The sequence below is a fragment of the Candidatus Peregrinibacteria bacterium genome (assembly GCA_016699755.1).
Taxonomy (GTDB): Bacteria; Patescibacteriota; Gracilibacteria; order CAIRYL01.
In genome coordinates, this window is record CP065009.1 from 1,474,349 (window position 1) to 1,498,033 (window position 23,685).

General features: G+C 40.8%; 16 protein-coding genes. 7 read left to right on the forward strand and 9 right to left on the reverse strand.

Going from position 1 to position 23,685, the window contains the following annotated elements; all coding sequences use genetic code 11:
- Positions 1–10: 10 nt before the first annotated feature.
- Positions 11–2,101, reverse strand: coding sequence for an elongation factor G (gene fusA / locus IPN35_06525; GenBank protein QQS59205.1), 2,091 nt, complete (start codon positions 2,099–2,101; stop codon positions 11–13).
- A gap of 983 nt (positions 2,102–3,084) precedes the next feature.
- Positions 3,085–3,747 carry a hypothetical protein gene (locus tag IPN35_06530; protein ID QQS59206.1) on the reverse strand — a complete coding sequence of 221 codons (663 nt, stop codon included), beginning with the start codon at positions 3,745–3,747 and terminating at the stop codon, positions 3,085–3,087.
- A 203-nt stretch (positions 3,748–3,950) separates the two neighbouring features.
- Here IPN35_06530 and purD point away from each other — a divergent pair, with 203 nt between their 5' ends.
- Positions 3,951–5,270, forward strand: coding sequence for a phosphoribosylamine--glycine ligase (purD, locus tag IPN35_06535; GenBank protein QQS59207.1), 1,320 nt, complete (start codon positions 3,951–3,953; stop codon positions 5,268–5,270).
- Positions 5,271–5,420: 150 nt separating this feature from the next.
- Positions 5,421–6,959 (forward strand): DEAD/DEAH box helicase, encoded by a 1,539-nt coding sequence (locus IPN35_06540; protein QQS59208.1) that lies wholly within the window; start codon positions 5,421–5,423, stop codon positions 6,957–6,959.
- 240 nt (positions 6,960–7,199) lie between these two features.
- Here IPN35_06540 and IPN35_06545 read toward each other — a convergent pair whose 3' ends face one another.
- From IPN35_06545 to IPN35_06555, 3 genes are all read right to left on the reverse strand, one after another.
- Positions 7,200–8,291, reverse strand: coding sequence for a hypothetical protein (locus IPN35_06545; protein QQS59209.1), 1,092 nt, complete (start codon positions 8,289–8,291; stop codon positions 7,200–7,202).
- A gap of 34 nt (positions 8,292–8,325) precedes the next feature.
- Positions 8,326–10,722 (reverse strand): hypothetical protein, encoded by a 2,397-nt coding sequence (locus IPN35_06550; protein ID QQS59210.1) that lies wholly within the window; start codon positions 10,720–10,722, stop codon positions 8,326–8,328.
- Between the two features lie 134 nt (positions 10,723–10,856).
- On the reverse strand, positions 10,857–13,310 hold the full coding sequence (locus IPN35_06555; GenBank protein QQS59211.1) for a hypothetical protein: 2,454 nt from the start codon (positions 13,308–13,310) through the stop codon (positions 10,857–10,859).
- A gap of 174 nt (positions 13,311–13,484) precedes the next feature.
- Between IPN35_06555 and IPN35_06560 the strand changes: the two genes are divergently transcribed.
- Both IPN35_06560 and IPN35_06565 read left to right on the forward strand, forming a co-directional pair.
- Positions 13,485–14,324, forward strand: coding sequence for a PrsW family intramembrane metalloprotease (locus IPN35_06560; protein QQS59212.1), 840 nt, complete (start codon positions 13,485–13,487; stop codon positions 14,322–14,324).
- Positions 14,321–16,960 (forward strand): type IV secretion system DNA-binding domain-containing protein, encoded by a 2,640-nt coding sequence (locus IPN35_06565; GenBank protein QQS59213.1) that lies wholly within the window; start codon positions 14,321–14,323, stop codon positions 16,958–16,960. Before IPN35_06560 ends, IPN35_06565 begins: the two co-directional genes overlap by 4 nt.
- 32 nt (positions 16,961–16,992) lie before the next feature.
- On the opposite strand, the gene IPN35_06570 is transcribed toward IPN35_06565, so the two are convergent.
- Both IPN35_06570 and secD read right to left on the reverse strand, forming a co-directional pair.
- Positions 16,993–17,409, reverse strand: a complete 417-nt coding sequence (locus IPN35_06570; GenBank protein ID QQS59214.1) for a ribonuclease HI family protein — start codon at positions 17,407–17,409, stop codon at positions 16,993–16,995.
- A 57-nt stretch (positions 17,410–17,466) separates the two neighbouring features.
- Positions 17,467–19,461: a protein translocase subunit SecD gene (gene secD / locus IPN35_06575; GenBank protein QQS59215.1), complete on the reverse strand. Its 1,995-nt coding sequence runs from the start codon at positions 19,459–19,461 to the stop codon at positions 17,467–17,469.
- Between the two features lie 257 nt (positions 19,462–19,718).
- Between secD and purF the strand changes: the two genes are divergently transcribed.
- Positions 19,719–21,227, forward strand: coding sequence for an amidophosphoribosyltransferase (gene purF / locus IPN35_06580; protein ID QQS59216.1), 1,509 nt, complete (start codon positions 19,719–19,721; stop codon positions 21,225–21,227).
- A gap of 61 nt (positions 21,228–21,288) precedes the next feature.
- Here purF and IPN35_06585 read toward each other — a convergent pair whose 3' ends face one another.
- Positions 21,289–21,444: a hypothetical protein gene (locus IPN35_06585; protein QQS59217.1), complete on the reverse strand. Its 156-nt coding sequence runs from the start codon at positions 21,442–21,444 to the stop codon at positions 21,289–21,291.
- 103 nt (positions 21,445–21,547) lie between these two features.
- On the opposite strand from IPN35_06585, the gene folE reads away from it, so the two are divergent.
- Entirely contained in the window at positions 21,548–22,105 is a 558-nt protein-coding gene (gene folE, locus IPN35_06590) for a GTP cyclohydrolase I FolE (GenBank protein ID QQS59218.1), read from the forward strand.
- Between the two features lie 64 nt (positions 22,106–22,169).
- Complete coding sequence (locus tag IPN35_06595) at positions 22,170–22,925, forward strand: hypothetical protein (GenBank protein ID QQS59219.1); 756 nt, start codon at positions 22,170–22,172, stop codon at positions 22,923–22,925.
- Positions 22,926–22,930: 5 nt separating this feature from the next.
- Here the strand turns inward: IPN35_06595 and IPN35_06600 are convergent, their stop codons facing one another.
- The gene (locus tag IPN35_06600; protein ID QQS59220.1) at positions 22,931–23,665 is read right to left on the reverse strand and encodes an LOG family protein; all 735 of its coding nucleotides are present in this window, start codon (positions 23,663–23,665) and stop codon (positions 22,931–22,933) included.
- Between the last annotated feature and the right edge of the window lie 20 nt (positions 23,666–23,685).

The window sequence follows — 23,685 nt, forward strand, 5'->3', positions numbered from 1 at the left end:
TCGTTGTTCTTTATTTTATTCCGCGCTCTTCTCGGATCTTCTCTTCTACATTTTTTGGAACCTTCTCATAATGAGAAAATTCCATGGAGTAGTTAGCACGCCCCTGTGTCATAGAGCGAACATCTGTAGCATAGCCAAACATTTCTGCGAGCGGCACTTTTGCACGAACAACCTTTGCTGTTCCGCGATCGGTCATTTCGTTAATTTGTCCACGTCGAGAATTAATATTTCCCATAACATCTCCCATATATTCTTCGGGAGTCACCACCTCTACCGCCATGATTGGTTCAAGCAAAATGGGACTCGCTATTTTTGCCGCCTTTTGGAAAGCGAGTGATCCAGCTGCCTTAAACGAAAATTCAGACGAGTCGACATCGTGGTAACTTCCATCAGTAAGTTGAACGAGAACATCCACAACAGGGTATCCTGCCACAATTCCACGGGTCATTGCCTCCTTTACTCCCTTATCAACCGCTGGAATAAACTCTTTTGGAATACGTCCTCCCACCACTTTATCTTGAAATTCATATCCCTTCCCTGCTTCTTGTGGGGCAATAGTGATGAGAACGTGACCATACTGTCCGCGTCCTCCCGTTTGCTTTGCATATTTTTCTTCCACACTGACTTCTTTTTGAATTGTTTCTCGGTAAGCAACTTGTGGTTTTCCTACATTTGCTTCCACTTTAAACTCGCGACGAAGTCGGTCCACAATAATATCGAGGTGGAGTTCTCCCATTCCCGAAATAATGGTTTGTCCAGTTTCTTCATCGGTTCGAACACGAAAGGTTGGATCTTCTTCAGTAAGTTTTCCAAGTGAGGTTCCCATTTTCTCTTGATCTGCTTTTGTCTTTGGCTCAATGGCGATAGAAATAACTGGCTCTGGAAAAGTCATTTCCTCAAGAATAACTGCTTTATCAGGATCGCAAAGAGTGTCTCCTGTTCGAACATCTTTAATTCCTACTGCGGCACCAATGCCTCCGGCGGGAACACTTTCGATTTCTTTTCGGGTATTTGCATGCATTTGAACAATACGTCCGACACGTTCCTTATTCCCCGTGCGCGGATTGTAGACGTATGACCCAGATTTCATGACTCCAGAGTAGACCCGGAAAAAACAAAGTTTTCCGATAAACGGATCGGTTGCCACTTTAAACATGATAGCGGCAAGTGGCTCATCATCACTTGGTTTTCGTTGAACATCTGTTTCCGTTTTCTCATCTTTTCCTGTAACTGGCGGAACATCGAGTGGGCTTGGAAGATAGTCGAGTACCGCGTCAAGCGTCTGTTGTACTCCTGTATTTTGCAGTGCCGATCCACAGAGCACCGGATAAACCTTGGTCTGAACGACTCCTTTTCGAATAGCCTTTTTGATCTGTTCCTCAGTAACTTCTTCTCCTCCGAGATATTTCTCCATAAGGTCATCATCAAACTCCGATGCTTTTTCAATGAGTTTTTCGCGATATTCTTCAACCTTATCAACCATGTCTGCCGGCATTTCAATTTCTATAACATCTTCCCCTGCTTTTCCTTCGTAGCGGTAGGCTTTTTTTGTTATGAGATCAACAATTCCTACAAATTCGCTCTCAGCACCAATTGGAAGCTGAATAGCAATAGCATCTGGTGAAAGGCGTTTGTGAATAGAATCAAGCGACATATAAAAATCCGCCCCCATTTTGTCCATTTTGTTTACAAATGCAACGCGCGGAACACGATACTTATCTGCCTGTCGCCATACGGTTTCAGACTGTGGTTCAACCCCCTGCGATCCATCAAAGACTGCTATTCCACCATCAAGCACACGAAGTGAGCGCTCTACCTCTACGGTAAAGTCTACGTGTCCAGGAGTGTCGATAATATTAATGGTATAGAGTGGAAATTGTGACCACGTTCCTTTCCATTCGCAATACGTCGCAGCGGAGGTAATGGTAATTCCTCGCTCTTTTTCTTGTTCCATCCAGTCCATTTGTGAAGCACCATCGTGAGTTTCTCCAATTTTGTGGGTTCGTCCGGCATAAAACAAAATACGCTCAGTAGTAGTGGTTTTTCCCGCATCAATATGCGCAAAAATACCAATATTTCGGTGCCTTGCAAGATCTGCCATAAAAAGAAGGATAAAAAAATGCAAGGCGCATTGTACGAGCTTTTTTTGTCTCTGTCGAGAAGTTTTCGTGAAGCGGAATATTTTTCCGCTTTTCTTCTACTATTTGATAAAATGAAACTATGAGTCAAAAAACAGGTAAAGGGACAGAATTTTCCGGAGATTAAAAAGAGGGAACGTGGTTTTTTAAGTGGAGAGCGTTTTGCGATGTCCTTCTTCCGTTTGTTCTAAAGTGGCTTCAGACATATCACCTCACTATGCTGACGCTTGTGTGGAGTCTTTGTATTATTGTTTTGGGATTTTTGGCGAAATATAACGTTCAATTTCTCTGGTGAATCTTCCTTCTTGTTGTGTTTCAGTACATTACCGATCTTCTCGATGGTGTTGTTGAAGGGTCATGAAACACAGGACTTATTAAGTGGGGATACTATTATGGATCATCTTCTTGATTATTTTTTCCTCTCTTTATTTCTCATTAGTTACGGGTTTCTCTTGCCACATTACTGCAAGTTTCCAATGTTTCTTTTGCAAGCGGTTATCTCTGGATATATGATCCAAGCACTCCTTTCTTTTGCCACGAAAAATACGTTTACTATTAGCTATTTTGGATTTGGTCTTACGAAAATGAGAGTTCCCTTGGCTCTTGAGTAATAGATTTTAGAATTTTCTCAAGATCCTTAGGTTTTATCATATCGATTCTATAAACGGAAGAGCCCTCTTTTCGCCTAATAATTTTGTCAAAAAGTTTGATGGAGAATTCCAAAAAGAGTCGCAAGAACTCGACTTTGTACTGTTTCTCGATGGAAGTGAGAAGGAAAAAAGCGCAACCGAAAAAGACGCTGAGGCATTTCGAAAAACATGGAAACGACCCAAGTAGTATGTGGTAGATGAATATTTGAGGAGTATTTAAAAAAGTCTCCTACAAAAAAACACCTCTTTGTATGTTGAGAGGTGTTTTTTTGATGTTTATGTGTATGTGACGATAGCTATTCTTTCTCGTGATCTTTAGGTTTCTTTCCAAAATTTCCTGCCCAACTCACCACTTGTTCCTTCTTGAAAAATCCATATCCAACACTCGCAAGAAAAATGGCAAGTGCTGCTATAGCAATCCAGAGTCCCGAACCAGTCGCCGCCGCTTTCAGGGCTTCTGTTTCCGATTGTTTAATGGTTTCTGGTGCTGGTGCTGTTTTCATTGATATATCTTCCTCTCTGTGAACGTACATTTTTTGAATTTCAAAATCCCCATCTTTTGTTATTGCCGTAATCGTTACCTTTTTCCCCAAGTAGGAAGCAAGGTCTTTTTTTGTGGAAATAGGAATGATTTCTCCAGAATCGAGGAGCAGTTCATACGAATTTTCTTCCGCAGTAGCCGACTCGCCCGGCATAAGTTGTCCGGTATAATTCATTTCTTCTATTGTTCCATCTGTCGTTTCGGTGATATCAGCATCAATTGGTGGTGGAGGAGGCGGAGGTGGACCCTGAAGAACATAAGACTGGATTCCATACCCACCAGTATCCTCTTGTTTTAAATTTTTTGGTGGTGCTGCAAAAGGATCAAAATCTTCTGCAAATGCAGAAAATGGAGAAAGAACAAGCGAAGCGAGAAAAAAAGTCGCTCCGAGGGGTCTGAAAAAGTGCTGAGTTTTCATCTCGGTTTTTCTAAAAAATTCCTACCATACTAACATCATCTTCTGGAAAAAGCAAATTACAAAAACCCCTTGTTTCGTTTCTTCCTATCATTTGGTGATAAAGAGGGGAATGATAAGAAATAAAGAATGATGATATTTTAAAAAAGAAGAGATGACATTTTTTTCTGACTGTGTCAGAATGGTCGAGAAATTTTGTTATTTTCATGAAAATCCTTGTTGTTGGCAGTGGAGCCCGTGAACATGCTCTCTGTAAGGCTCTTTCCAAAAGTAAGGAACGACCGAGCATTGTTGCATTTTGCGATACACATAATGCAGGAATCGCTCATCTCTCTTCTCGAATAGAAATAGGAGATATTTTGGATATGAAACATCTTCAGAAAATTGCGCAAGAGGAAAAACCAGATTTTGCCATTATTGGACCAGAAAGTCCTATTGCTGAGGGTGCTGCAGATGTACTTGCTGAAATAGGAGTTCCAAGTATTGCTCCCACAAAACGATTGGCACGCATTGAAAGCTCAAAAAGTTTTACTCGAAAACTTATTCATAAGTACGAGATCACCGGAAATCCAAAGTATCAAGTCTTTTTTGAAGAAGAGGGGATGCTAGAATTTGCAAAGGAATGCGGAGAAATAGTAGTAAAGTTTGATGGTCTCGCCGGAGGAAAGGGTGTCCGTGTACAAGGAGACCATTTTTCCACTCTCGAAGAAGGCTTGATCTATGCCAAGGAGTGTATCAAGGAATCGGGAAAAGTTCTTCTTGAGGAAAAACTCGTTGGACAAGAGTTTTCACTCATGTTTTTTAGTGATGGAGAAACCATCGTTCCTATGCCCGTTGTGCAAGACAATAAGCGAGCGCTTGTAGATGATGAGGGACCAAATACAGGAGGAATGGGTTCCATATCAGATGCAAACCATACACTTCCTTTTTTACTTCAGAAGGATATTGATGAGGCAAAGGAAATGACAACGAAAGTGATTGGAGCACTTCAGGCGGAGTGTGAAGAAAAATATAAGGGGATTATTTTTGGTGGTTTTATTGCCACAAAAAATGGAGTTCGTCTTGTAGAATACAATGCTCGATTTGGTGATCCTGAAGCTCTGAATATACTTCCGATTCTTGCAAGTGATTTTGTAAGTGTATGTACTGCTATTCTCGAGGGAAACCTCAAAAAAATGGAAGTAGAATTTTATGAACAAGCAACCGTTTGTAAGTATATTGTCCCAGAGGGGTATCCGGTAAAGCCTGTAAAAGATGTTCCTATTGTTATTGATGATTCAAAAATTCCAGAAGAAGTAGAGCTTTTTTATGGAAATGTTGATGTTCTGGAAGGTCGATTTCTTCTCAAGGGGTCACGCGCAGTGGCGGTGGTTGGGATTGCCGATTCGCTTCCTGAAGCTCAGTATTTAGCAGAGGAAGCAACAAAAGCTGTAGAAGGTCCCGTGTTTCATCGAGAAGATATTGGAACAGGAAGGCTTCTCCGTAAACGAAAGGAAATGATGGATCTTTTGAGAAAAGTGCAATAAGAGAGTTTTTGTTGTGTTGGAAAAAGTGAAAAGTGAGAAATACATAATCTTTTCCTTTACAAAAACAAATAAAAGTCGTTACCATTCTTTGCCCATTCGTCAATGATCAGTGATCACGGACATCTGGTCGATGATTCTTTGTCTTTCTCTATGACCTTTGAACACCTCGGGCTGAAGCCCAATCTTCTGAAGAGTATTTCCGAAATGGGATTTGTAAATCCGAGTCCTGTTCAGGAGCAAGCTATTCCTGTTATTCTCTCTGGAAAAGATATTGTTGCCCAAGCGCATACTGGAACAGGAAAAACTGCCGCATTTGGATTGCCATGTTTGCAAAATATGAAAAAAGGAGAAGGAGCGCAACTGCTCGTTATCACTCCTACGCGTGAACTTGCGCATCAGGTGAGCGATGAACTTTTTGCGTTTGGAAAATATGATGCCGTTCAAACTGTGGTTATTTCTGGTGGAAAATCATATTCACAGCAAATAGGAATGGTTCGAAATGGGGCGCAGGTGGTCGTTGCAACACCAGGTCGCCTTCTTGATCTTTTGAAAACAAAAAAACTCGGCGTATTTTCACCTTCCATGATTGTGCTTGATGAAGCGGATGAAATGCTTGATATGGGTTTTTTAGATGATATTCAAGAAATTTTTTCTTTTCTTCCTGAGAGTCGACAGACTCTTCTCTTTTCCGCAACGATTCCAGCTCCAATTCAGTCATTAGCAAAAAATATTCTTAAGACTCCCGAAATTGTTCGTATTACTAAAAAAGAAGATGGAGCCATCAATAAAGATATTGAAGAGCTTTATTGTGTTATTGATGAGCACGAGCGAGATGATGCACTTGTTCGCATCATGGAGAGCGAGGAGCCAAAAAAGGCGGTAGTGTTTTGTCGAACAAAGAGTGAGGTCGATCGTCTTTCCACTATGCTCATGAGTCGAGGATACCCTGCAAAAGGACTTCATGGAGATATGGAACAGCGACAACGATCATCCGTTATGCAGAGTTTTCAGGGTGGTGCTGTGACCATACTTGTTGCAACGGATGTTGCGGCTCGTGGATTAGATGTTCGAGAGGTGTCGCATGTGATTAATTTTCATATTCCTTTTGAGCCAGAAAGCTATATCCATCGTATTGGGAGAACCGCTCGAGCAGGAGAAAAAGGAAGAGCAATAACACTTGTTACTCCACGAGAATGGCGTGATTTGCGTCGTATTCGACAAAAATCTGGCAGTCAAATGATTCATCGTCCTCTTCCAACAATGGGCGATGTACAAAAGGAAAACGCGAAACGCTTAATGATTGAATTGCAAAATCAAAAGATTCATGAATTTTCTGGCGTATTTTTCGAAGAATTGGTGAATACCATGGGTATTGAACAAGCCGCGCAAAAATTAGTCTCGTATATTTTGCAATCAAATGATGTTCCAGGACCACAATCCATTGGTATTACTGGAGAGCGACTCAATCGTTTTTTCTTTGATATAGAAAATGGAGGCGATGGAAGAGAAGGAAAGCGATCAGGAGGATTTCATGGAAGAGGTAGTGGTGGATACTTCCGAAGAAGTGGAGGGAAACCTTCAGGAGGAGGAAGCGGAAGATATTCAGGGGAAAGTGGAGGAGGGAGAAAACCTTCAGGAAGCGGTGGTGGAAAAGGAGGATTTCGAAAGGGAAAACCAAAAGGGAGATAAGAATCTCCCGAAATATTGAGTAGGTATAGTTTTTTTTGGAGTTTGAGGCATTCTTGTGGACTAGTTTTAACGAAAGCGAATCAGGAGAAGAAAACTGGAACAATAAGGTGGGCGATCGAAAAGGATATAGCGAGGAATCATCAAAAGAAACACAGTTTTTTATTCTTTAGTGGTTTCATTGCAAAAAAACCCCTTCTCTCTGAGAAGGGGTTTTTAAGAAAGCAGAGGGAAGTGGTCTGACTATTGATTCATGTTCTCTGTTTCCATTTGTTCAGAGAGTACTTGTGTAAAAACTTCTTGTGATTGTTGTCCTGCGAGGAATAGGTTACCAATAAAGTATGCGGGGGCTCCGGCAATACCAAGTGCTTGTGCTTCTGCGGCAAGTCGTTGAACAGTTTCTGAATTCTTCCCTTCATTGTAACATGTTTTTTCCTCTTCATTCAGAGAGAGGAGTTCTCCAAGAGCTGATTTCATTTCGTCCATATTTTCTTGCGTGAGTTCCGATGCTCCGGCGGTAATTTCTGTGATTTTGTTGTTGTAATCCTGAGCGATGGCGACAATACTTGTGGGCTCTGCTCCACAGAGAATAGCTTCTGTGGCAAAAGAACTTGGAATGTTATTCACAAATGGCTTCCAAGAGAAGAAGGCACCATTTTGTTCTGCTATTTGCTTGATGGCACTCAGGAATAAGATGGTATCTTCCGAAAACGGATTTGTGTATCCAACAACACTAAGCTTTCCTTTTGCTTCCTCTGGAACAGGAGGAAGTTGTGATGCACTGAGAATTCTTTTGTTCCCAACAGTTCGAAATTCATAGAGATCTTCCGAAATGGGAGCAATGAGTCCGCCTTGGCTTAGCTGTGAAAACGTGGATATTTCCTCTACAGCTTTTGGAAGTACGATGGCAGGAACAACTCCAACTCCTTGGCTTACGAGATTTTTTCCGTTTGTCGAATTGATATCAACACGACGAATGCGGGCAGTGGGAAATGCTGATCCAAAAGAAGCTTCGAGTGCAGAAAGATTGACACAATTCTTACAATTTACATCCGTTAAAAAATAAGCATCAAATACCGGATCCTTCAAGCGAACCCACATCTTTCCGTTTACGACTTCCTTTCCATTTTCCGATCCTTCGAGTTTACTGCTGTTACTCGAAAGAAGGTTTATTCCATCATCAACCGGAGCATCTTGAAGTTGATAGAAAATAACAATATTAAGAACAAGGCTTGCGGCAAGCAAAAAGCCGAAGAATACCAGAACGACCGAATAAGAGAGTGGCTTTTTAAGCGCCTCCATGGTGCTGTTTTTGGACGACGATTTTGTCATCATGTTGTTTGGGAGAAAAACTGATCCGAATTATACATCATCTTTTGTCACTTTTCAATTTTTTTTTGTTCTCGCTACTTTGAATAATATTTTCTAGAAGTGAAATGGGAAGTATTGTGTTTTGTTCTGCAAGCCCCTGATGAAAAAGCACTGTGGAAGGGGTGAGTGCGGGGAGCGAATTTGCCTCAATAACGAGAATATTTCCTGTCGTGCGCTCCAAAAAGGCATCAATGCGAACGTATCCTTCTATTCCCAGTATATTTGCAGTTTTCTCGAAGCGCTTTTTTGTGAGCAATAATGTGTCTGGATGAATCACTTCTTTTGGTGGTGGGGTAATGTTTACTCCGGTTCCGCCCTGAAATTTTTCTTCCACTGAGAGTACTGCACCTTCCGCAACTGTTATGCTTGGAGAGAGCGCATGGTATATTCCTTTGTTTTCAAGAACTCCAGTGGTTACCTCAATCCAGCCAGTTTTTTCTTTTATTTTGAGGGAATGATTGGAAATTCGCAAAGAGTCCGTCTCAATGAATGGCTCAAAGAGGAGTTCTTTTGGAATGGGTGAAGGCATTTCGATTTCTGTCGTCTGATAAAGAAATGTGTGAGGGGGAATATTCTTTATTTCTCCGCGAAGAAGATCTCTGTATTGGATAAACTCTTCTTGTGACGAAAGGCGTAAAACGCCAGAAGAGCATCCATCTGAACGAGGCTTTACAATAACAGTTTTTGATTGTGTTTCGATGATAATCTCCTTCCAGAGGGCAGAAAGATCTTCTCGTGAAAGAGTAAAGAGCCCTTCTGTTTTTTTCGATATCTGTTGCATAGCAAAAATCCCTTCTTTCTCTAGGTTTTTCAGTGCGTTTGCGGTGGCACATTTATCCATACAAAGTTTTGATGTTTTTGAGGAGGAGCCATTATGAAGAATTCCCTTTTCCTTGAGTTTTTCTTGAAGGGTTCCATCTTCCCCAATACCTCCGTGAAGTGCCAAAAAAACAAATGATGTTTGTCCCAAAAATTCATTCATTGAAAGGCGAATGGGGGATGAGAATGGTTCTGTTGTTTCGTGTTTTAGGAGACCAAGGCGCAAAAAAGCATCTCGTTCAAAAAAGCGGATCCGCTCTTCATCCGATTCTGCGTGATGACAGCTTTCTGCAATTTCTTCCACAGTGTGATTGAGCGTAAATGCATAGGGAAGTTTCCACACAGTTTCCTCATCTTTTTCAAGGAGAAATGGAGTTGGTTCAAATTTTTTTGATCGGCGGAGTTTAAGCCACACATTTGTTCCACTCATGAGCGAGACTTGCCGTTCGGACGTATTTCCTCCGAAGAGAACGAAAACGGGAGTTCTTTTCTGATCCTCGTTTTTTTTGTTTTCGGGAAAGGAAATGGAATATCGTTGACATGCGTTTCGTACTATAAAACATAAAACGTCTTGATGACTCATTCCCACACGAGAAGACTGTTGAAAGAGAAAACTATTCTGCTCCATACCGCTTATGGGATTAAAATCAGAAAACCAAATTTCTCCACTCGGAAGAAGAAAACCGTCAAATCGTGCAAAATCGCGAAGTGCAAAAAGGGAAAATATCTGTTCTGCTTGAATCCGAATACGAGCAATTGTTTCTTTATCGTATCGTGGTGGGCAATGGTACCGTACCTGATTTGTAGGAAGGTATTTTCGGCGATAATCAAAAATCTGGTTTCGTGAATAGTCTTGTTCTGTTTCTGTAGGAACAAGCGCAATGGGTTGATGAAACCGGTTCTGTAAAATCAGAACGGTAAATTCTGTTCCCGAGCAAAAGGGCTGAAGAACTGCGCGGGTATCCATGCGTTTTGAAAAAATGGTCTGCACGCTTTCAAGTGCTTCTTCGGGAGAAGTAACAGAAAAAACGCCCACGCTCGAACCACCGCTTGCGGGTTTAATAATGGCACGAGAACACTGATATTTCTTGAAGAATTCTCGAATAATTTTTTCGTGATCATCTCGATAAATCCGCAGAATCTCTGTTGGAAGTGTAAAGAATCCTTCTTCAGAAATTTTGTTATTGCACCGGTATTTATCAAATGCGGTGTAACATGCTTCGGAACCAGAGCCAACAAACGGAATTCGCGCTTCTTCGAGAAATCGTTGAATTTCACCGTCTTCTCCAAAAGGTCCGTGAAGAGCAGGAAATGCAAGATCACAAGTTTTTAAAAATCGTATGAGTCCTTGTTTGGTTAGTGGTTTTGCTTTTTCTTGCAGTTTAAAATCAAAATCGGAAGGAGTATTAGAATAGAGCTGTTCGGGAGAAAGGAGAAAAGCGTTTTTTTTAATGTCAAAATAAACAGGAAGAACCTCAATATTCTCATCCGAAAGATGATCGAGAACAGAGCGCGCAGAATTGAGCGAAACGCCTCGTTCTCGCGATGGGCCTCCACAAAGCACAGCTATTTTCATTTTTTGCAAAAAGAAAGTGTTCAATTTTTCCTTTTTATAAAAACACTTTTAGAAAAAAGAATGCAATAAAAAATATCTTTCTATTATTTTTTGCAATTTTTTTTTGTGATTTCAGTGATGAGAATTCGGTATCCTTATTTCCAAAACTCTTTCAAGAGTTTGGGCATATCCCCCACTTGTACGCGTCGAATGGGAAGTGCTGGTGGAAGAGCAGAGAGTATTTCATCTGTGAAGTTTCCAGAACGAACAAAGTGCCCATCTAGGCAAAACCAGAAGAAGCGTTTGTTTTTTCTGGTGAGCTCTCCCAAAACCTGCCGAAATTTTCGTACAGCTTGGGGAAGTGAAATCTCCAAAAATTCATCCGAAACATTTTCATTTCGTGCTTGTTCCACTGGATCTGGTGGCGGACTAAAAAAGAGGCGATGCTGGATGCATCCATCAAACGGAATTTTTTGAAAATCTACTTTTTGCCAATTCGTATTCGTGGCAATAAGAATTGTTTTTCCGCGAGCACAGAGCGAAGTTACTTTTCCAGAAGAGTGATTTGCCATAACGACTTGAAATCCATTTTTTTCCGCACTTTCCGAAATCATCTGCACAAAATGTTCTGCAATACTCGCACCAGGAAAGAGCGTTAGAATATTTCCCGAACAAAGCGGGAGAATCTCTCGAACTGTTTTGGCTGTTCCAGATGCATCTGAGGTTTTTGAGTTTCCGCCAGAAAGGGGAATAGCGCAGAGTACATTTCGGGAATATTCAAATTCCGAAACACATTCTTCTTGTGTTGTTGGCGGTTGTAATCCAGAACCAAAGAGAAATTTTCCTCCTCTCTGAAGAAATGCATTTCCGACAAAAAGAACTGATTTTTTTCCAGAAAAAGCATTTTCAAATGCAGGAATAAGCGAAATATCTGCGCGTGTTAAAAAAAGGCTGTTGTCTGGATGAATGGTAATAAAACGTAGTTCGTTTTCTGCAAATGGAGGACAGAGAAAATCACTGAGTTCTTTTAGTTTTTTCGATCGCTCGGTTTCTTCTGGAAAAACGGAAAAAATTTCTTTTGCCGCAACACGAAAACCTTCTGAGAGATTTTCGGTTTCTTCATGCTTTACAATATCGGGTGAAAGGATGAGATTTTTTCGAAATGGTCCTTCACCGGTTCGTTCGCGAACAAAGCGTTTGAGAAGCCCAATGCCAAAGAGAAGGCTTTCGGAAAACGAAACCGATTGTGATGAAATTTCTTCAAGCCACCGCTCTAATGCGTTGAGCGAAATGGTTTTTCGGGAAGTGGCATCAAGCGCATCTGCCATGCTATCTGCGTTGAGCACTATCGCATAATCTGCTGGACATTTCGCCGTATCTGAATATTCGCAAAGGTATCGTCCTGGAATTGGTCGCTCCAAAAGCATTCGTTTTGCCGAACAGTCACTCTTGCATTGTACGTGATTGTCCGAGACCCAGTTTTTGGTGACATCCCATTCTTCCCGCAAAAAAGACATATTCGAGAGAATAAGAGAATTTCCGTGATATTTTTCTCGCAGGAGCTTGAGCGTGGCAACAGCTTCTGTTTCAGAAAACATGGTTTTCTTCCTTTTCCATTTCTCAAATGTTGGTTCACAAACCACTTTTTCTGGAGATGCCCAGTAGGTGAATCCCGATATGGTCGGTGCATGAAAAAGACGAGGAACAGAAAGAACAAGAGATGCTTTTGCGTCGTACTCAGTGAATATTCGTCCTATTTCTTTTCCTACTTGTTGTTCGTTGCACTCAAATGGAAGAAGAAAAAGTGAGCGTTCTTCTTGGCGCAGGAGTTCGGTAATACGTTTTGCCGCATTTTTTTCAGAAGAGGAAGCCTTCTCTTTTTCTGGTGATACTTCGGAACTTTTGTAGGAGTCTTCTTCGCCTTCTAAAAAGAGTGAAAGTTGACCCTTCTTCTTTTTTGCAAGAGCTGAGGATGGAGCCTCATGAACATGTTTTTCTTCTGAAGATTTTTTCTCAAAAAATGCCATCTTCCCCATCCACTTGGTTTTTGAAAATATCTCCTGAAAATCTTTTTTAAGTTCTTGTGGAAGTCTTTGAGCAATGGTGACGAGCTCACGAAACAGGAAGAGATTTGCTCGAACATCTGCTAGTGCGCGGTGTGCATCCTCATGTGGAATATCAAATTTTTCTGTGAGAATTTCAAGCGAATAACTTGGTTCGTTTGGCAAAAGAATACTCGAAAGGGGGAATGTATCGAGTACTTCATTTTGAATGCCAAATCCCTTGACGTTCAAAAAATTGGTGTCGAAACGAATATTGTGTCCGCAAATAATATCTGTTGGTTTTAGAAAACTTAAAAAGTCACTTCGCACTTGTTCTATTCCTGGGGCTTTTTTCACCATATCGTTTGTAATACCGGTGAGTCGGGTAATAAAGTCTGAGATGAGTTCTTCTGGATGAACGAGCTCATCAAATACGGCGGTTTCTGTTTGAAAGTCTTCGGAAACACGAACAGCAGAAAGTTCAATAAGTTCCGAATGTTCCGCAACAAGACCGGTCGTTTCGATGTCGAGAAAAAGGAGGTGTTTCATCGACTCGTATTGTGACACGGACATCTGAGCAAGGCAATAATGCGCGAGAAAAGTTTTTGTGTATTTCCGGTCATTTGTACAAAAAAATTCTTGCTGACGAGAGCCTATTTTTTTTCGCTTTCTCTTGAGAAAAACATCAATTTCTGGTATTCTTTCTGGAAAAAAAATATTCTCAAGTAAAGCACATCTCCCATGCCTTCTCTCTCCTCCTTTTTTTTGGCACTCTGTTGCGCCACCATTCCCGTGACGCTGTGGTTTTTTATCTTGCGACGAAAAGGTTCAGAGAAGAATCTTGGGCGTTTTTTTCTCACATTTTTTCTTTCTGGTGTTGGTGCCTTTCTTTTTCTCTGGGCGGAACCACGGTTTATGAGCCACATTCAAAGTACAGGATTCCTTCTTTTTCTCTTTTTTGTGGTTTTTGGTGGCATCATTGAGTATTACAAAAACTCTATTGTGCGCCTTTGTGGAACACGTTTTTTTCGAAATATTGATGATGTTCTTGATCTCAGTTTTGCCGCCGCACTTGGGTTTGCCTTCTTTGAAAATTTTATCGTATTTCTTGGGGCATTTTTATCGCAAGATATGGGACTGGTAAAACTTACAAAATTTCTTTTGCTTCAGGGATTTTTTATTACTCCTATTCATCTTTTTTGCTCGGGGGTGTTTGGCTATTTCTACGGAATGGGGCTTTTTGCGGGGGAAGAGTTGCGAGAGAAAAACAACTCCTCTTTGTCGTTTCGTTTTTTTTCGCCATTGTTCTCATTTTTTTCGCCAGATTCCCAATTTAAGGCGACAAAAATTTTGCAAGGTACCATTCTCTCTATTCTTATCTACGGCATTTTTTACTGGTTTTTGAAGCGTGATTTTTACCTTTCCGATTTTCTCGGTGTCTTTGGATTTTCTTTCCAAATTGACGAACAACTTATCCCCTTTATTGCACTGTTTTATTTTCAAACGGGAACGCTCCTCTTTTTTACGCTTATGGACAAAAAACGCAGATGGGCTTCTCGCGGGCTTCTTCTTCAAAAATGAAATCCTTTTTTCGCATTCTTATTGAATTTTGGTTTTTACTTCCGCTCGCGGTGATGTTTTTTGTGTCGTACGCAAAAGAGATGAGTTTTGAGGAATTTCAAGGAATATTTTCGTATCTTAGAGCGCGTCCATTGGAGTTTCTTATCGATAGTTTTACCATTTGGTTCATGCTCTCTTTTGGTTTTAAGATGATGCGCTGGTGGTATCACGAGCGAAAAGCAGAGGATGAAATTGTGCTTGAAGTAACAGTTCCACGACTCGATTCCAAATCGGACTACGAAAAGAAGCAAGAAAAAGACTTTCGCGAGAAAGTAGCAGTGATGACACAGTTTTTCCGTGCTATTACTGAAATTTCCGAAATGAATCTCTGGAATGATATTAAAAATATTTTGTGGGACTTCGACAAAGTATCGTTTGAAATGGCACTTATTGATCGTCAGCTTCGTTTTTTTGTTGTTGTTGATTCCTATTACCAATCTATTCTCGAAAAGCAGATCACTTCATTTTTTCCTTCTGCCAATATTGAACCGGTTCCCGATTATGAATTTAAAACTCCAACAAATATTGTGAATGGATTTTATCTCCATACCGTTAAAGATTATTGGTTTCCCATTAAGGGAATGAAGGAAATGGAAAACGATCCGCTCAACGATATGGCAAATGTTTTTTCGAAACTCGAAGAAGATGAACGTGCCGTTTTTCAAATGGTTATCAACCCAAGAAGCGATGAGGGATGGCGAAAAAAAGCAGAACGAAAGTCAGAAAAATATTTTAAGCGAGAAAAAGATTTTTTTATTCCTATCCTTTCGAATATCCCTTTTTTGGGAGACATTATCTCCACCATTCTTTCCATTATTATTCCTGGTGGAGAAGATCGTTTTGGTGGAAGTGATGCTCCCGGAGCGAGTTCTGGTGATCACTATATTCGTATGGTGCAGTCGAAAGAAGAGGTGGCAAAGCGTATGGGGGAAAAAGCCGGGCAAGTAGGGTTTGATGTTTCCATTCGTGTTCTTGCGGCGGCAAACACGTGGCAGAGAGTGGAAGAAATTCTCAATAATCTCGTCGTTGGTATGACCATTTATAAAGATGCTTACAGCAACTGGTTTAATAATCGGCGTATTGTTCCGGTGAATATTTTGAATTCTCCACTTATTCTCCATGGTTTTCGTCGGAGGCTTTGCAATTTTTACCTCGGAAGAACTTCCCTTATGGTTCCCGAAGAATTGGCGACTCTCTTCCATTTTCCCGATGCAAAGTACAATCCTATTCCGCTCATTAAATGGTTAAAGTACAAAGTACTTCCCCCTCCTGTAAATCTTCCTCGAGAAGGACTTCTTCTTGGTATGAATCGTTTTCGTGGAGAGGGGCAAAAGGTCTTTATTTCGTATCCCGATCGCTCTCGTCATCACTATATTATTGGAAAATCTGGTTCTGGAAAATCTGCAGTTCTTAGTTTTATGGCGCGACAAGATGCTCAGAATGGAAAGGGATTTTGTGTGGTTGATCCGCATGGGGATCTTATTGAAGATATTCTCCGATATATTCCCAAGGAGCGCGCGCGTGATGTTGTTGTGTTTGATCCAGCAGATATAGAACGTCCTATGGGGCTCAATCTCCTTGAGGCGGCAAGTCCAGAGCAAAAAGATCGTGCGAGCCTGGACGCAATGAATATTTTTATTAAACTTTTCGGGAATGAAATTTTTGGTCCACGTATTCAGCATTATTTTCGCAATGGATGTCTCACACTCATGGACGATGAAGAAGAGGGCGCAACACTTATCGATTTACCACGACTTTTTGTAGATGAAGCGTTTCAGAAGTATAAAGTCAGTAAGTGCCAGAACACAGTGGTGCGACAGTTTTGGGAGAATGAAATGTCAAAAACTGGTGCACGTGAAAAAGAGGAGATGATCCCCTATTTCTCGAGCAAATTCGGTCCCTTTATTACCAATACCACTATGCGGAATATTATTGGGCAGGGAAAATCTGCTTTTGATATTCGCAAGGTGATGGACGAGGGGAAAATTCTTCTCGTAAATCTTTCGAAAGGACGTATTGGCGATATTAATGCTCAGCTTTTGGGACTTATTTTTGTGAATAAAATTTCCATGGCGGCACTTTCACGTGCAGATATACCCGAAGATGAACGGCGTGATTTTTATCTTTATGTTGATGAGTTCCAAAATTTCGCAACAGATGCATTTGCCGATATTCTCTCGGAGGCGCGAAAGTATAAACTCGCGCTCATCATGGCACATCAGTATATTGGACAGCTTCAAAATACATCGGATATGACGTACGAGAAACAACCAAAACTTCGTGACGCCGTTTTTGGAAATGTAGGAACTATGATGAGTTTTAAAGTGGGAGCAGAAGACGCAGAGTATCTCGAAAAGGAATATGCACCAGACCTTTCACAGCAAGATATTATCGGCATTGCAAACTACAAAGCCTACATTAAACTCAATATTGACAATGCTACAAGTCGACCATTTTCACTAGAAACTATTTGGGATACTACAGGAAGTAGTAAAAAAATATCGGAAATCATTAAAGACTATTCGCGTCTCAAATATGGGCGAAAAAAAGAATTTGTTGATCAAGAAATCGAAGCACGTCTTGGAATTATTGAATAGAGATTCGCAGTGTTTATTCGTTTGTTTTTGGCTCATTCTGCTTCATCCATTGCCTCATTTGCTAACTGATCGGCACGCTTATTTTGAGCTCGCGGAACATGCAAAAATGAAATACTTTTAAAGAAATATGCTCTCTTTTGAACTTCTAAAAAAAGCGGTTTCAGATCGGGGTGTTTCACACGATACTGCCCAGAAAGTTGGCGAACAATAAGTTCTGAATCCAAAAAACAATTGAGCGAAAAAATCCCCATTTCTTGTGCTTTTTGAAGTCCTAAAATAAGCGCGGTGTATTCTGCAATATTGTTGGTTGCTCTTCCGAGATATTTTTTTCCGGCGGATATCTCGTTTCCCGAGGCATCCAACAGAACAAAGCCAGCACCTGCATTTCCCGGATTTCCCCTGCTTCCACCATCGGAAAAAAGAGAATAGGTGCATTTTGAAAGATCCATTTTTAGCAAGAAAATTATTCGTCGTTACTCAATTCCATTTGAGATTTTTTGAATTGACTAAAGCTTTGTGAGTAGTGCGGGGTTTCGAGAGATCTTTGTTCCAACAATGGTTTTCATGAACACACGCGTGACAGCAATGGCGGTAAACATAGAGAGTATAATTCCAATGGCAAGCATTGTGGCAAAACCTTTAATCATTGATGTTCCAAAGAGATACAAGATGCCACACACAATAAGTGTTGTTAAATTGGCATCACGAATAGATGTCCACGCGCGATCGAAACCAACAGCAATTGAGGTGGAAAAGTTTTTCCCAGAGCGAAGTTCCTCGCGCATGCGCTCAAAAATGAGAACATTCGCATCTACTGCCATACCAACAGAAAGAATGACACCTGCAATTCCCGAAAGAGTGAGAACAAATTGCGGAAAAAACTTCAATATTCCAACGAGAAGTACAACGTAAACGCAAAGCGAAAAGACAGCAAAAAGCCCAAGTACACGGTAAGAGAAGAGAAGCCAAATAGAGAGCAAAACAAATCCAATGCCTGCACCAAGGAGCGAAGTTTGGAGCGCGTCTATTCCGAGGGAGGCGGCAATTTTTACCTCTCCATCAAGAGCAATTGGCGCTGGAATGGCTCCGGCATTTAAATCACGCGCAAGTGAGATTGCTTCTTTTTGTGCCTCTAAATAATTTAAGCTTCTCTTAAAAGAAATCTGCGCTGTTCCTCCAGAAATTTTCTCTTGAATGATAGGGGCAGAAATAAATTCTCCTCCTACAAAAATTGCCATAGGTTTTCCGACGAGGCGACCTGTAATTTCCTCAAATTTCTGTGCGCCTTCATTTGTAAACTCTATAGAAGTTACCGGAAGACCGGTTTGATCTTGCGATATTTTTGCGATTTTAAAATACTGTCCATCAAGTCCTATTGATTTCCACTGTTCGGGAACAGCCTCGAAAAAAAGTTCGTCATATACGAGTTGTTCTTCTTTTGTGGTGACATCTTGACTCATCACCCTTTTCCTCGCCGCCTCTGTCGCCTCTTTTTTTGTTGTAACTATCTGAAGAACACGAGCAGGGGAGTTTTCATCGACTGCATTTATTAACTTGTACACCACAAACTTTCCTTCTACTTCAAGTACTTCCGAAATCTGATTTGGTTGAACAGTAGTGAGAACTGTTTGACGAGTATCCTCTGGGAGTTCATCTACTGTTTTTTCTCGCACTTCATCTTCCGAAACTTCATCAGCAACAGTTGTAAAATCTTCTCCTGACTCCTTTTTGGTGCGGTCAGTCATCTCTTTTGATTTTAGGAGTGCGATAGAGAATCCCTCAATTGGTCGGAGCTGTTGAGAGAACTGATCAATAGTATAATTTCCTTCTGTAGGAATAAGTTTTGAGAAAACAGTGTTGGGCTCTGCTCCCCAGAGCTCTTCTGCCAAATCTTTTGGGAGTTGATCTTGGTACTTTTTTTGATCGGGATTAAGGGAAATATGATAAAAAGACTCCTCTGCTGTCGGAGCGTATTCAGTTTCAAGTTCTTCAAGCGATGTTCCTTCGATAGCTTTTTGGAGTGCTTCATTTGCAAGCGTTTCGATTTTGTTTTTTTCTGCATCTCCTGTTTCCGTATTTGGTTCCTTAAATTCTAGGTCGATACGTTTCAAGAGTTTTTCTCGCGTTTCGGGGGTATCAATATCTGAAGTGAGTTCCACAAAAATATGTTTTTCGCCATCAAAGTCTGATGCGTAAATATTGAGTTCTCGTGTTCCGTCGGGGTCGATTCGTCGTTGAAGGGTCGACTTAACACCATTTAAAACATCCTCTTCGCGAATATTTTCTCCAGCGGCAATTTTTTCTCGAACTCGACTCATATCTACCTTGAAATCGAGTTGGGATCCTCCTGCTAAATCGAGTCCATAATGAATCTTCTTTCCGAGGAGAAAGTTTTTTGTTTGTTCCGATGGGATGCCTTCTTTCCAATTCTGTGGCATGGCGATTACCCCAGCGAAAAGCACAAGAATACATACAAGAGCTACTCGATACCGATTCCTCATTCGTTCAAGAAAAATATCGAAGGAGATTGTGCCAATTCAATTGGTAAGTTGCAAGAAACAATTTGAGGAACAAAAGCTTCAAATACTGTTTTTTGAAAAAAAAGAGAAAGAATGGGTGTTTCGAAGGATATGTGACAATCTTTTGTCTTTTTCTGCTTTATAAATAAGATTGTGTTCAATAAGAATTTCCCCTTGGGAAAAAAGGTCCATTATGCAAGAATGGAATCGCTTATTTCTTTCATTTTCCAAACACGAGCATGTGTGGGGTTTTTGGGTTCTTTTCTCATCAAGATCACATTGCACAAGATATTTTTGATGCCCTTACGGTGCTTCAGCATCGTGGACAAGATGCCGCTGGTGTCGCCACTTGCGAACAACGTGGTCGATTTCATATGCAAAAAGGATTGGGATTAGTTCGAGATGTTATTCGAACACGACACGTTCGCCAGCTCTTTGGAAATGTTGGTATTGGTCATACGCGCTATCCAACTGCTGGAAAAAGTCATGAAGATGAAGCACAACCGTTTTACGTCAACTCGCCTTACGGTATTATTCTTGCACATAACGGAAATCTTACCAATACAGAGCAACTTGCCAAAGAAGTTTTTGAAACCGACTTTCGGCACCTCGAAACGACTTCCGACTCCGAAGTGCTCCTCAATGTATTTGCCAACGAAATTGCTAAGGGAAAAAGAAGAACTCCGTCTCCAAATGATGTATTTGAGGCTATTTCTCGTACACACGATCGTATTCAGGGGGCATACGCTGTTGTGGGAATTATTGCTAACGTTGGGCTCTTTGCCTTTCGTGATCCGCACGGTATTCGTCCGCTTGTTCTTGGAACACGCGAACATTCTTTTGGTCCGCCGGAGTATGCTATTTCCTCAGAATCGGTTGCCTTTTCTCCGCTCGATTTTAAGTTAGTGGATGATGTTGCCCCAGGGGAAGCAGTGTTTATTGACTGGTCTGGAAAACTGCACCGAAAACAGTGTGCCAGAAATCCAAAACTAAATCCGTGTCTTTTTGAATTTGTGTATCTTGCTCGTCCAGATTCTATTATTGATGGTATTTCCGTATACAAATCGAGGCTCCGACTCGGGGAACTTTTGGGGAAAAAAATACAACGACTTGCTCCAGAGCTCGATGTTGATGTTGTTATTCCTATTCCCGAAAGTGCTCGAACATGTGCTTTGGAGCTCGCACGATCACTCGATTTGAAATATCGAGAAGGCTTTATTAAAAACCGATACATTGGGCGAACGTTTATTATGCCTGGTCAGAAAATCCGAAAAAAATCTGTTCGATATAAGCTTTCCGCAATTGATCTTGAATTTCGTGGAAAGAACGTTCTCTTGGTTGATGATTCTATTGTTCGCGGAACCACTTCAAAAGAAATCATTCGCATGGCTCGCGAAGCAGGCGCAAAGAAAGTGTATTTTGCGAGTGCGGCACCGCCGGTTCGGTATCCAAATGTGTATGGAATTGATATGCCAACTCGCCAAGAACTTGTGGCATACGGAATAACAGAAGATGAAGTAGGAAAGATTATTGGTGCAGACCGACTTTTTTATCAAGATCTTCCCGATCTTATTTCTGCGGCTCGTGAGGGGAATCCGAAAATAGAAATCTTTGATGATTCGTGTTTTAGCGGAAATTATATTACCGGAGATGTGAGTGAAGCATATTTACAGAAAGTGGAGGCAAATCGTGGAATGAGTCGCGGAGAGGAAGATGGGGAAAATCAAAACCCAATGACGCTTTTATAAATCACAAAAAAAGCCCCTCTTTTTGTAGGAGCTTTTTTGTAGTGCAAAAATCTTTTGGATTTTAGGCACACGCAGCATCAACTTCAGCCTCTATTTGCTCAATAATCTCATTAATCTTTGGATCTTGTTCATGATTTTCAGGAGACGGAACAAATCCTCTGACAGCCTCTGCTGTTACTTGGTCTTCTGATTTTGGAATATCACTTTCTGGTTTCATGGTGAATTAAAAAAAGAAATATGCGCACAGCATAACTTTTTTCCCTCTGGTTTTGTCAAAACTTTTTGTTTGTGTTCGAATAGAAAAGATTTTTTTAGAGAAAATGGATATAAAACAGCTTGAAAATCTTTGCAAAGAACTTCTCGAAGGAATTGGAGAAAATACAAATCGAGAAGGACTTCAAGAAACGCCACGTCGATTTGCTCATGCGTGGAAAGAAATGATTTCTGGCTATGGAGAAGAAAGCAAATTGGCAGAAATGTGCACCACGTTTGAAGGGGAAAATTATGATGAAATGATTGTTGTGAAAAACATTGAGTTTCACTCACTTTGCGAACATCATTTACTCCCTATCATTGGTTCCGCAACGGTGGGATACATTCCTGAGAAAAAAATTATTGGTGTTTCAAAAATTCCTCGAATTGTAGAAATTTTCGCTCGGCGCTTGCAAAACCAAGAACGCCTGACCATGCAAATTGCCGATACTCTTGTAGAAGTTCTTCAGCCAAAAGGAGTAGCAGTGCTCATTTCGGCAACTCATCTCTGCATGACTATGAGAGGAGTTCACAAACAAAATTCTGTGATGGAAACCTCAGCCGTTCGTGGAATTTTTCGAAAAGATTCACGAACACGAGCTGAATTTTTTGGAATGGGAAAATAGCGCGGTATTTTTATTGACTTTATTTTTTAGAGTTTTAAAATGAGTTCCATTTTGAGCGAGAAAGATGAAATGGTTCTCTCGTTTTCTTGGCTCTCCAAAAGATGAATCGAGAAAATCGAGAGCATTGGAAGTAGAGATTGTTCGGAACGTTTGTTTTGGATATGCCCCGTCGCTTTTTGCGAATGCTGAACACACGAGAAAAAAAGATCTTTATAAAATTTTTCAAGAAATTAATGATTGGCTCGATCGTGCTTTAGAGGGAGTTTCAGACATACAACCCATTCTCTTCTCCGATCATATTGTCGATCCCAATAAGACGCTACCACCGAGTCTACGGTACCTTTGTAAAGATGGAGTACCAAGTGAAATTGATAAGTTGCGGGTGAAGCTTGGGCAATGTGGACTCAATGGAGAAAAAGTCTTCGTGCCCGTTATTGCAATTCCTGCCAGTAGAATGGATCGTTTTACTGATAAAAACCGACATTTCGCATATCTCGATTTTGATGCGTTTCGTCGTCCTTTCCCAGAAAATAAACAGCCAAAAAATCTCTATCCAACAAGAAAAGAACTCGAAGAAGATCTTCGTCGTTTTGTTCTCCGTTGGTATATCAAGAATTGTACAGATGCTCGTTTCTTTCCAAAAGATATTAATGCTATGGAGATTAGGCTTCCAGCACAAAATCCGAATAACTTTTTATTTCCCATGCCAGACGATGTTCAAGGAAATCAATTCCATTCACTAGACAAAAATCATCTCTTGGCCATTCTCGAAATTCCTGCAGGAGGTGTCGATCCACAGAGACCACTTTGTAAGTACTAATCGTTCTATTCCACTTTTTGTTTTCCCTTTGCGAGATCCGATTTTGGCGGTGCTTCTTTTTTTGTCTCCTCAAGGCGATACGTTTTAAATGCTTGACGTTCTTCAAGAGAGAGTTCTTGATAAGACTCATACTCTGGAAGAATAATATTCATGGCTTCGCTATTATTCTTTACGAGAAAGATATTCTCCATGTCTCCGGGGCTGATATATCCTTTTTCGAGAGGATATTCTCTTACCCATCTTAAAAATCCTTCCCACATATCTCCCATAAGAATAATGGGAATTTTTTTCATGTGTCGTACTTGCGTTAATTGCCATGAATAGGAAAGTTCGAGGCAGGTTCCCACTCCACCTGGCATAACAATAATAACATTTGCCATCGCCATAAAATGGTCGAGCCGATCGGAAAAATGCGTGAAATGTTTTCGGTAATCAAGATGTTTATTAACATTCTCTTCAAACGGAAGGTTAACTGTAAATCCGATAGAGTGTGAATCGTGGCTATTTCGTCCAGCATGATGTCCCGCATTTGCCGCTTCCATAATCCCCGGACCTCCTCCGGTAACAATATCAATATTATGATGTGCTATTTTTCTCGAAAGCTCATAAACTTGCTGATACCGCTCTCCTCCACGTCGTATTCGTGCAGATCCAAAAATAACCACTCGAAAGTGGGCAAGTCGAAGTTCAGATTCTACATCGACAGGAGATACAATAGAGAGAACGGTGTGTGGATCCATAATCTTTTTGAAAAAGGCTT

What these genes read in the sequence shown, in the direction of transcription:
- IPN35_06560 (QQS59212.1), top strand. Translation starts at nt 13,485, where the DNA reads ATGCCTTCTCTCTCCTCCTTTTTTTTGGCACTCTGTTGCGCCACCATT.
- IPN35_06585 (QQS59217.1), bottom strand. Translation starts at nt 21,444, where the DNA reads ATGAAACCAGAAAGTGATATTCCAAAATCAGAAGACCAAGTAACAGCA.
- IPN35_06565 (QQS59213.1), top strand. Translation starts at nt 14,321, where the DNA reads ATGAAATCCTTTTTTCGCATTCTTATTGAATTTTGGTTTTTACTTCCG.
- IPN35_06595 (QQS59219.1), top strand. Translation starts at nt 22,170, where the DNA reads ATGAAATGGTTCTCTCGTTTTCTTGGCTCTCCAAAAGATGAATCGAGA.
- IPN35_06545 (QQS59209.1), bottom strand. Translation starts at nt 8,291, where the DNA reads ATGATGACAAAATCGTCGTCCAAAAACAGCACCATGGAGGCGCTTAAA.
- IPN35_06530 (QQS59206.1), bottom strand. Translation starts at nt 3,747, where the DNA reads ATGAAAACTCAGCACTTTTTCAGACCCCTCGGAGCGACTTTTTTTCTC.
- purF (QQS59216.1), top strand. Translation starts at nt 19,719, where the DNA reads ATGTGTGGGGTTTTTGGGTTCTTTTCTCATCAAGATCACATTGCACAA.
- IPN35_06570 (QQS59214.1), bottom strand. Translation starts at nt 17,409, where the DNA reads ATGGATCTTTCAAAATGCACCTATTCTCTTTTTTCCGATGGTGGAAGC.
- secD (QQS59215.1), bottom strand. Translation starts at nt 19,461, where the DNA reads ATGAGGAATCGGTATCGAGTAGCTCTTGTATGTATTCTTGTGCTTTTC.
- IPN35_06550 (QQS59210.1), bottom strand. Translation starts at nt 10,722, where the DNA reads ATGAAAATAGCTGTGCTTTGTGGAGGCCCATCGCGAGAACGAGGCGTT.
- fusA (QQS59205.1), bottom strand. Translation starts at nt 2,101, where the DNA reads ATGGCAGATCTTGCAAGGCACCGAAATATTGGTATTTTTGCGCATATT.
- IPN35_06600 (QQS59220.1), bottom strand. Translation starts at nt 23,665, where the DNA reads ATGGATCCACACACCGTTCTCTCTATTGTATCTCCTGTCGATGTAGAA.
- folE (QQS59218.1), top strand. Translation starts at nt 21,548, where the DNA reads ATGGATATAAAACAGCTTGAAAATCTTTGCAAAGAACTTCTCGAAGGA.
- IPN35_06540 (QQS59208.1), top strand. Translation starts at nt 5,421, where the DNA reads ATGACCTTTGAACACCTCGGGCTGAAGCCCAATCTTCTGAAGAGTATT.
- purD (QQS59207.1), top strand. Translation starts at nt 3,951, where the DNA reads ATGAAAATCCTTGTTGTTGGCAGTGGAGCCCGTGAACATGCTCTCTGT.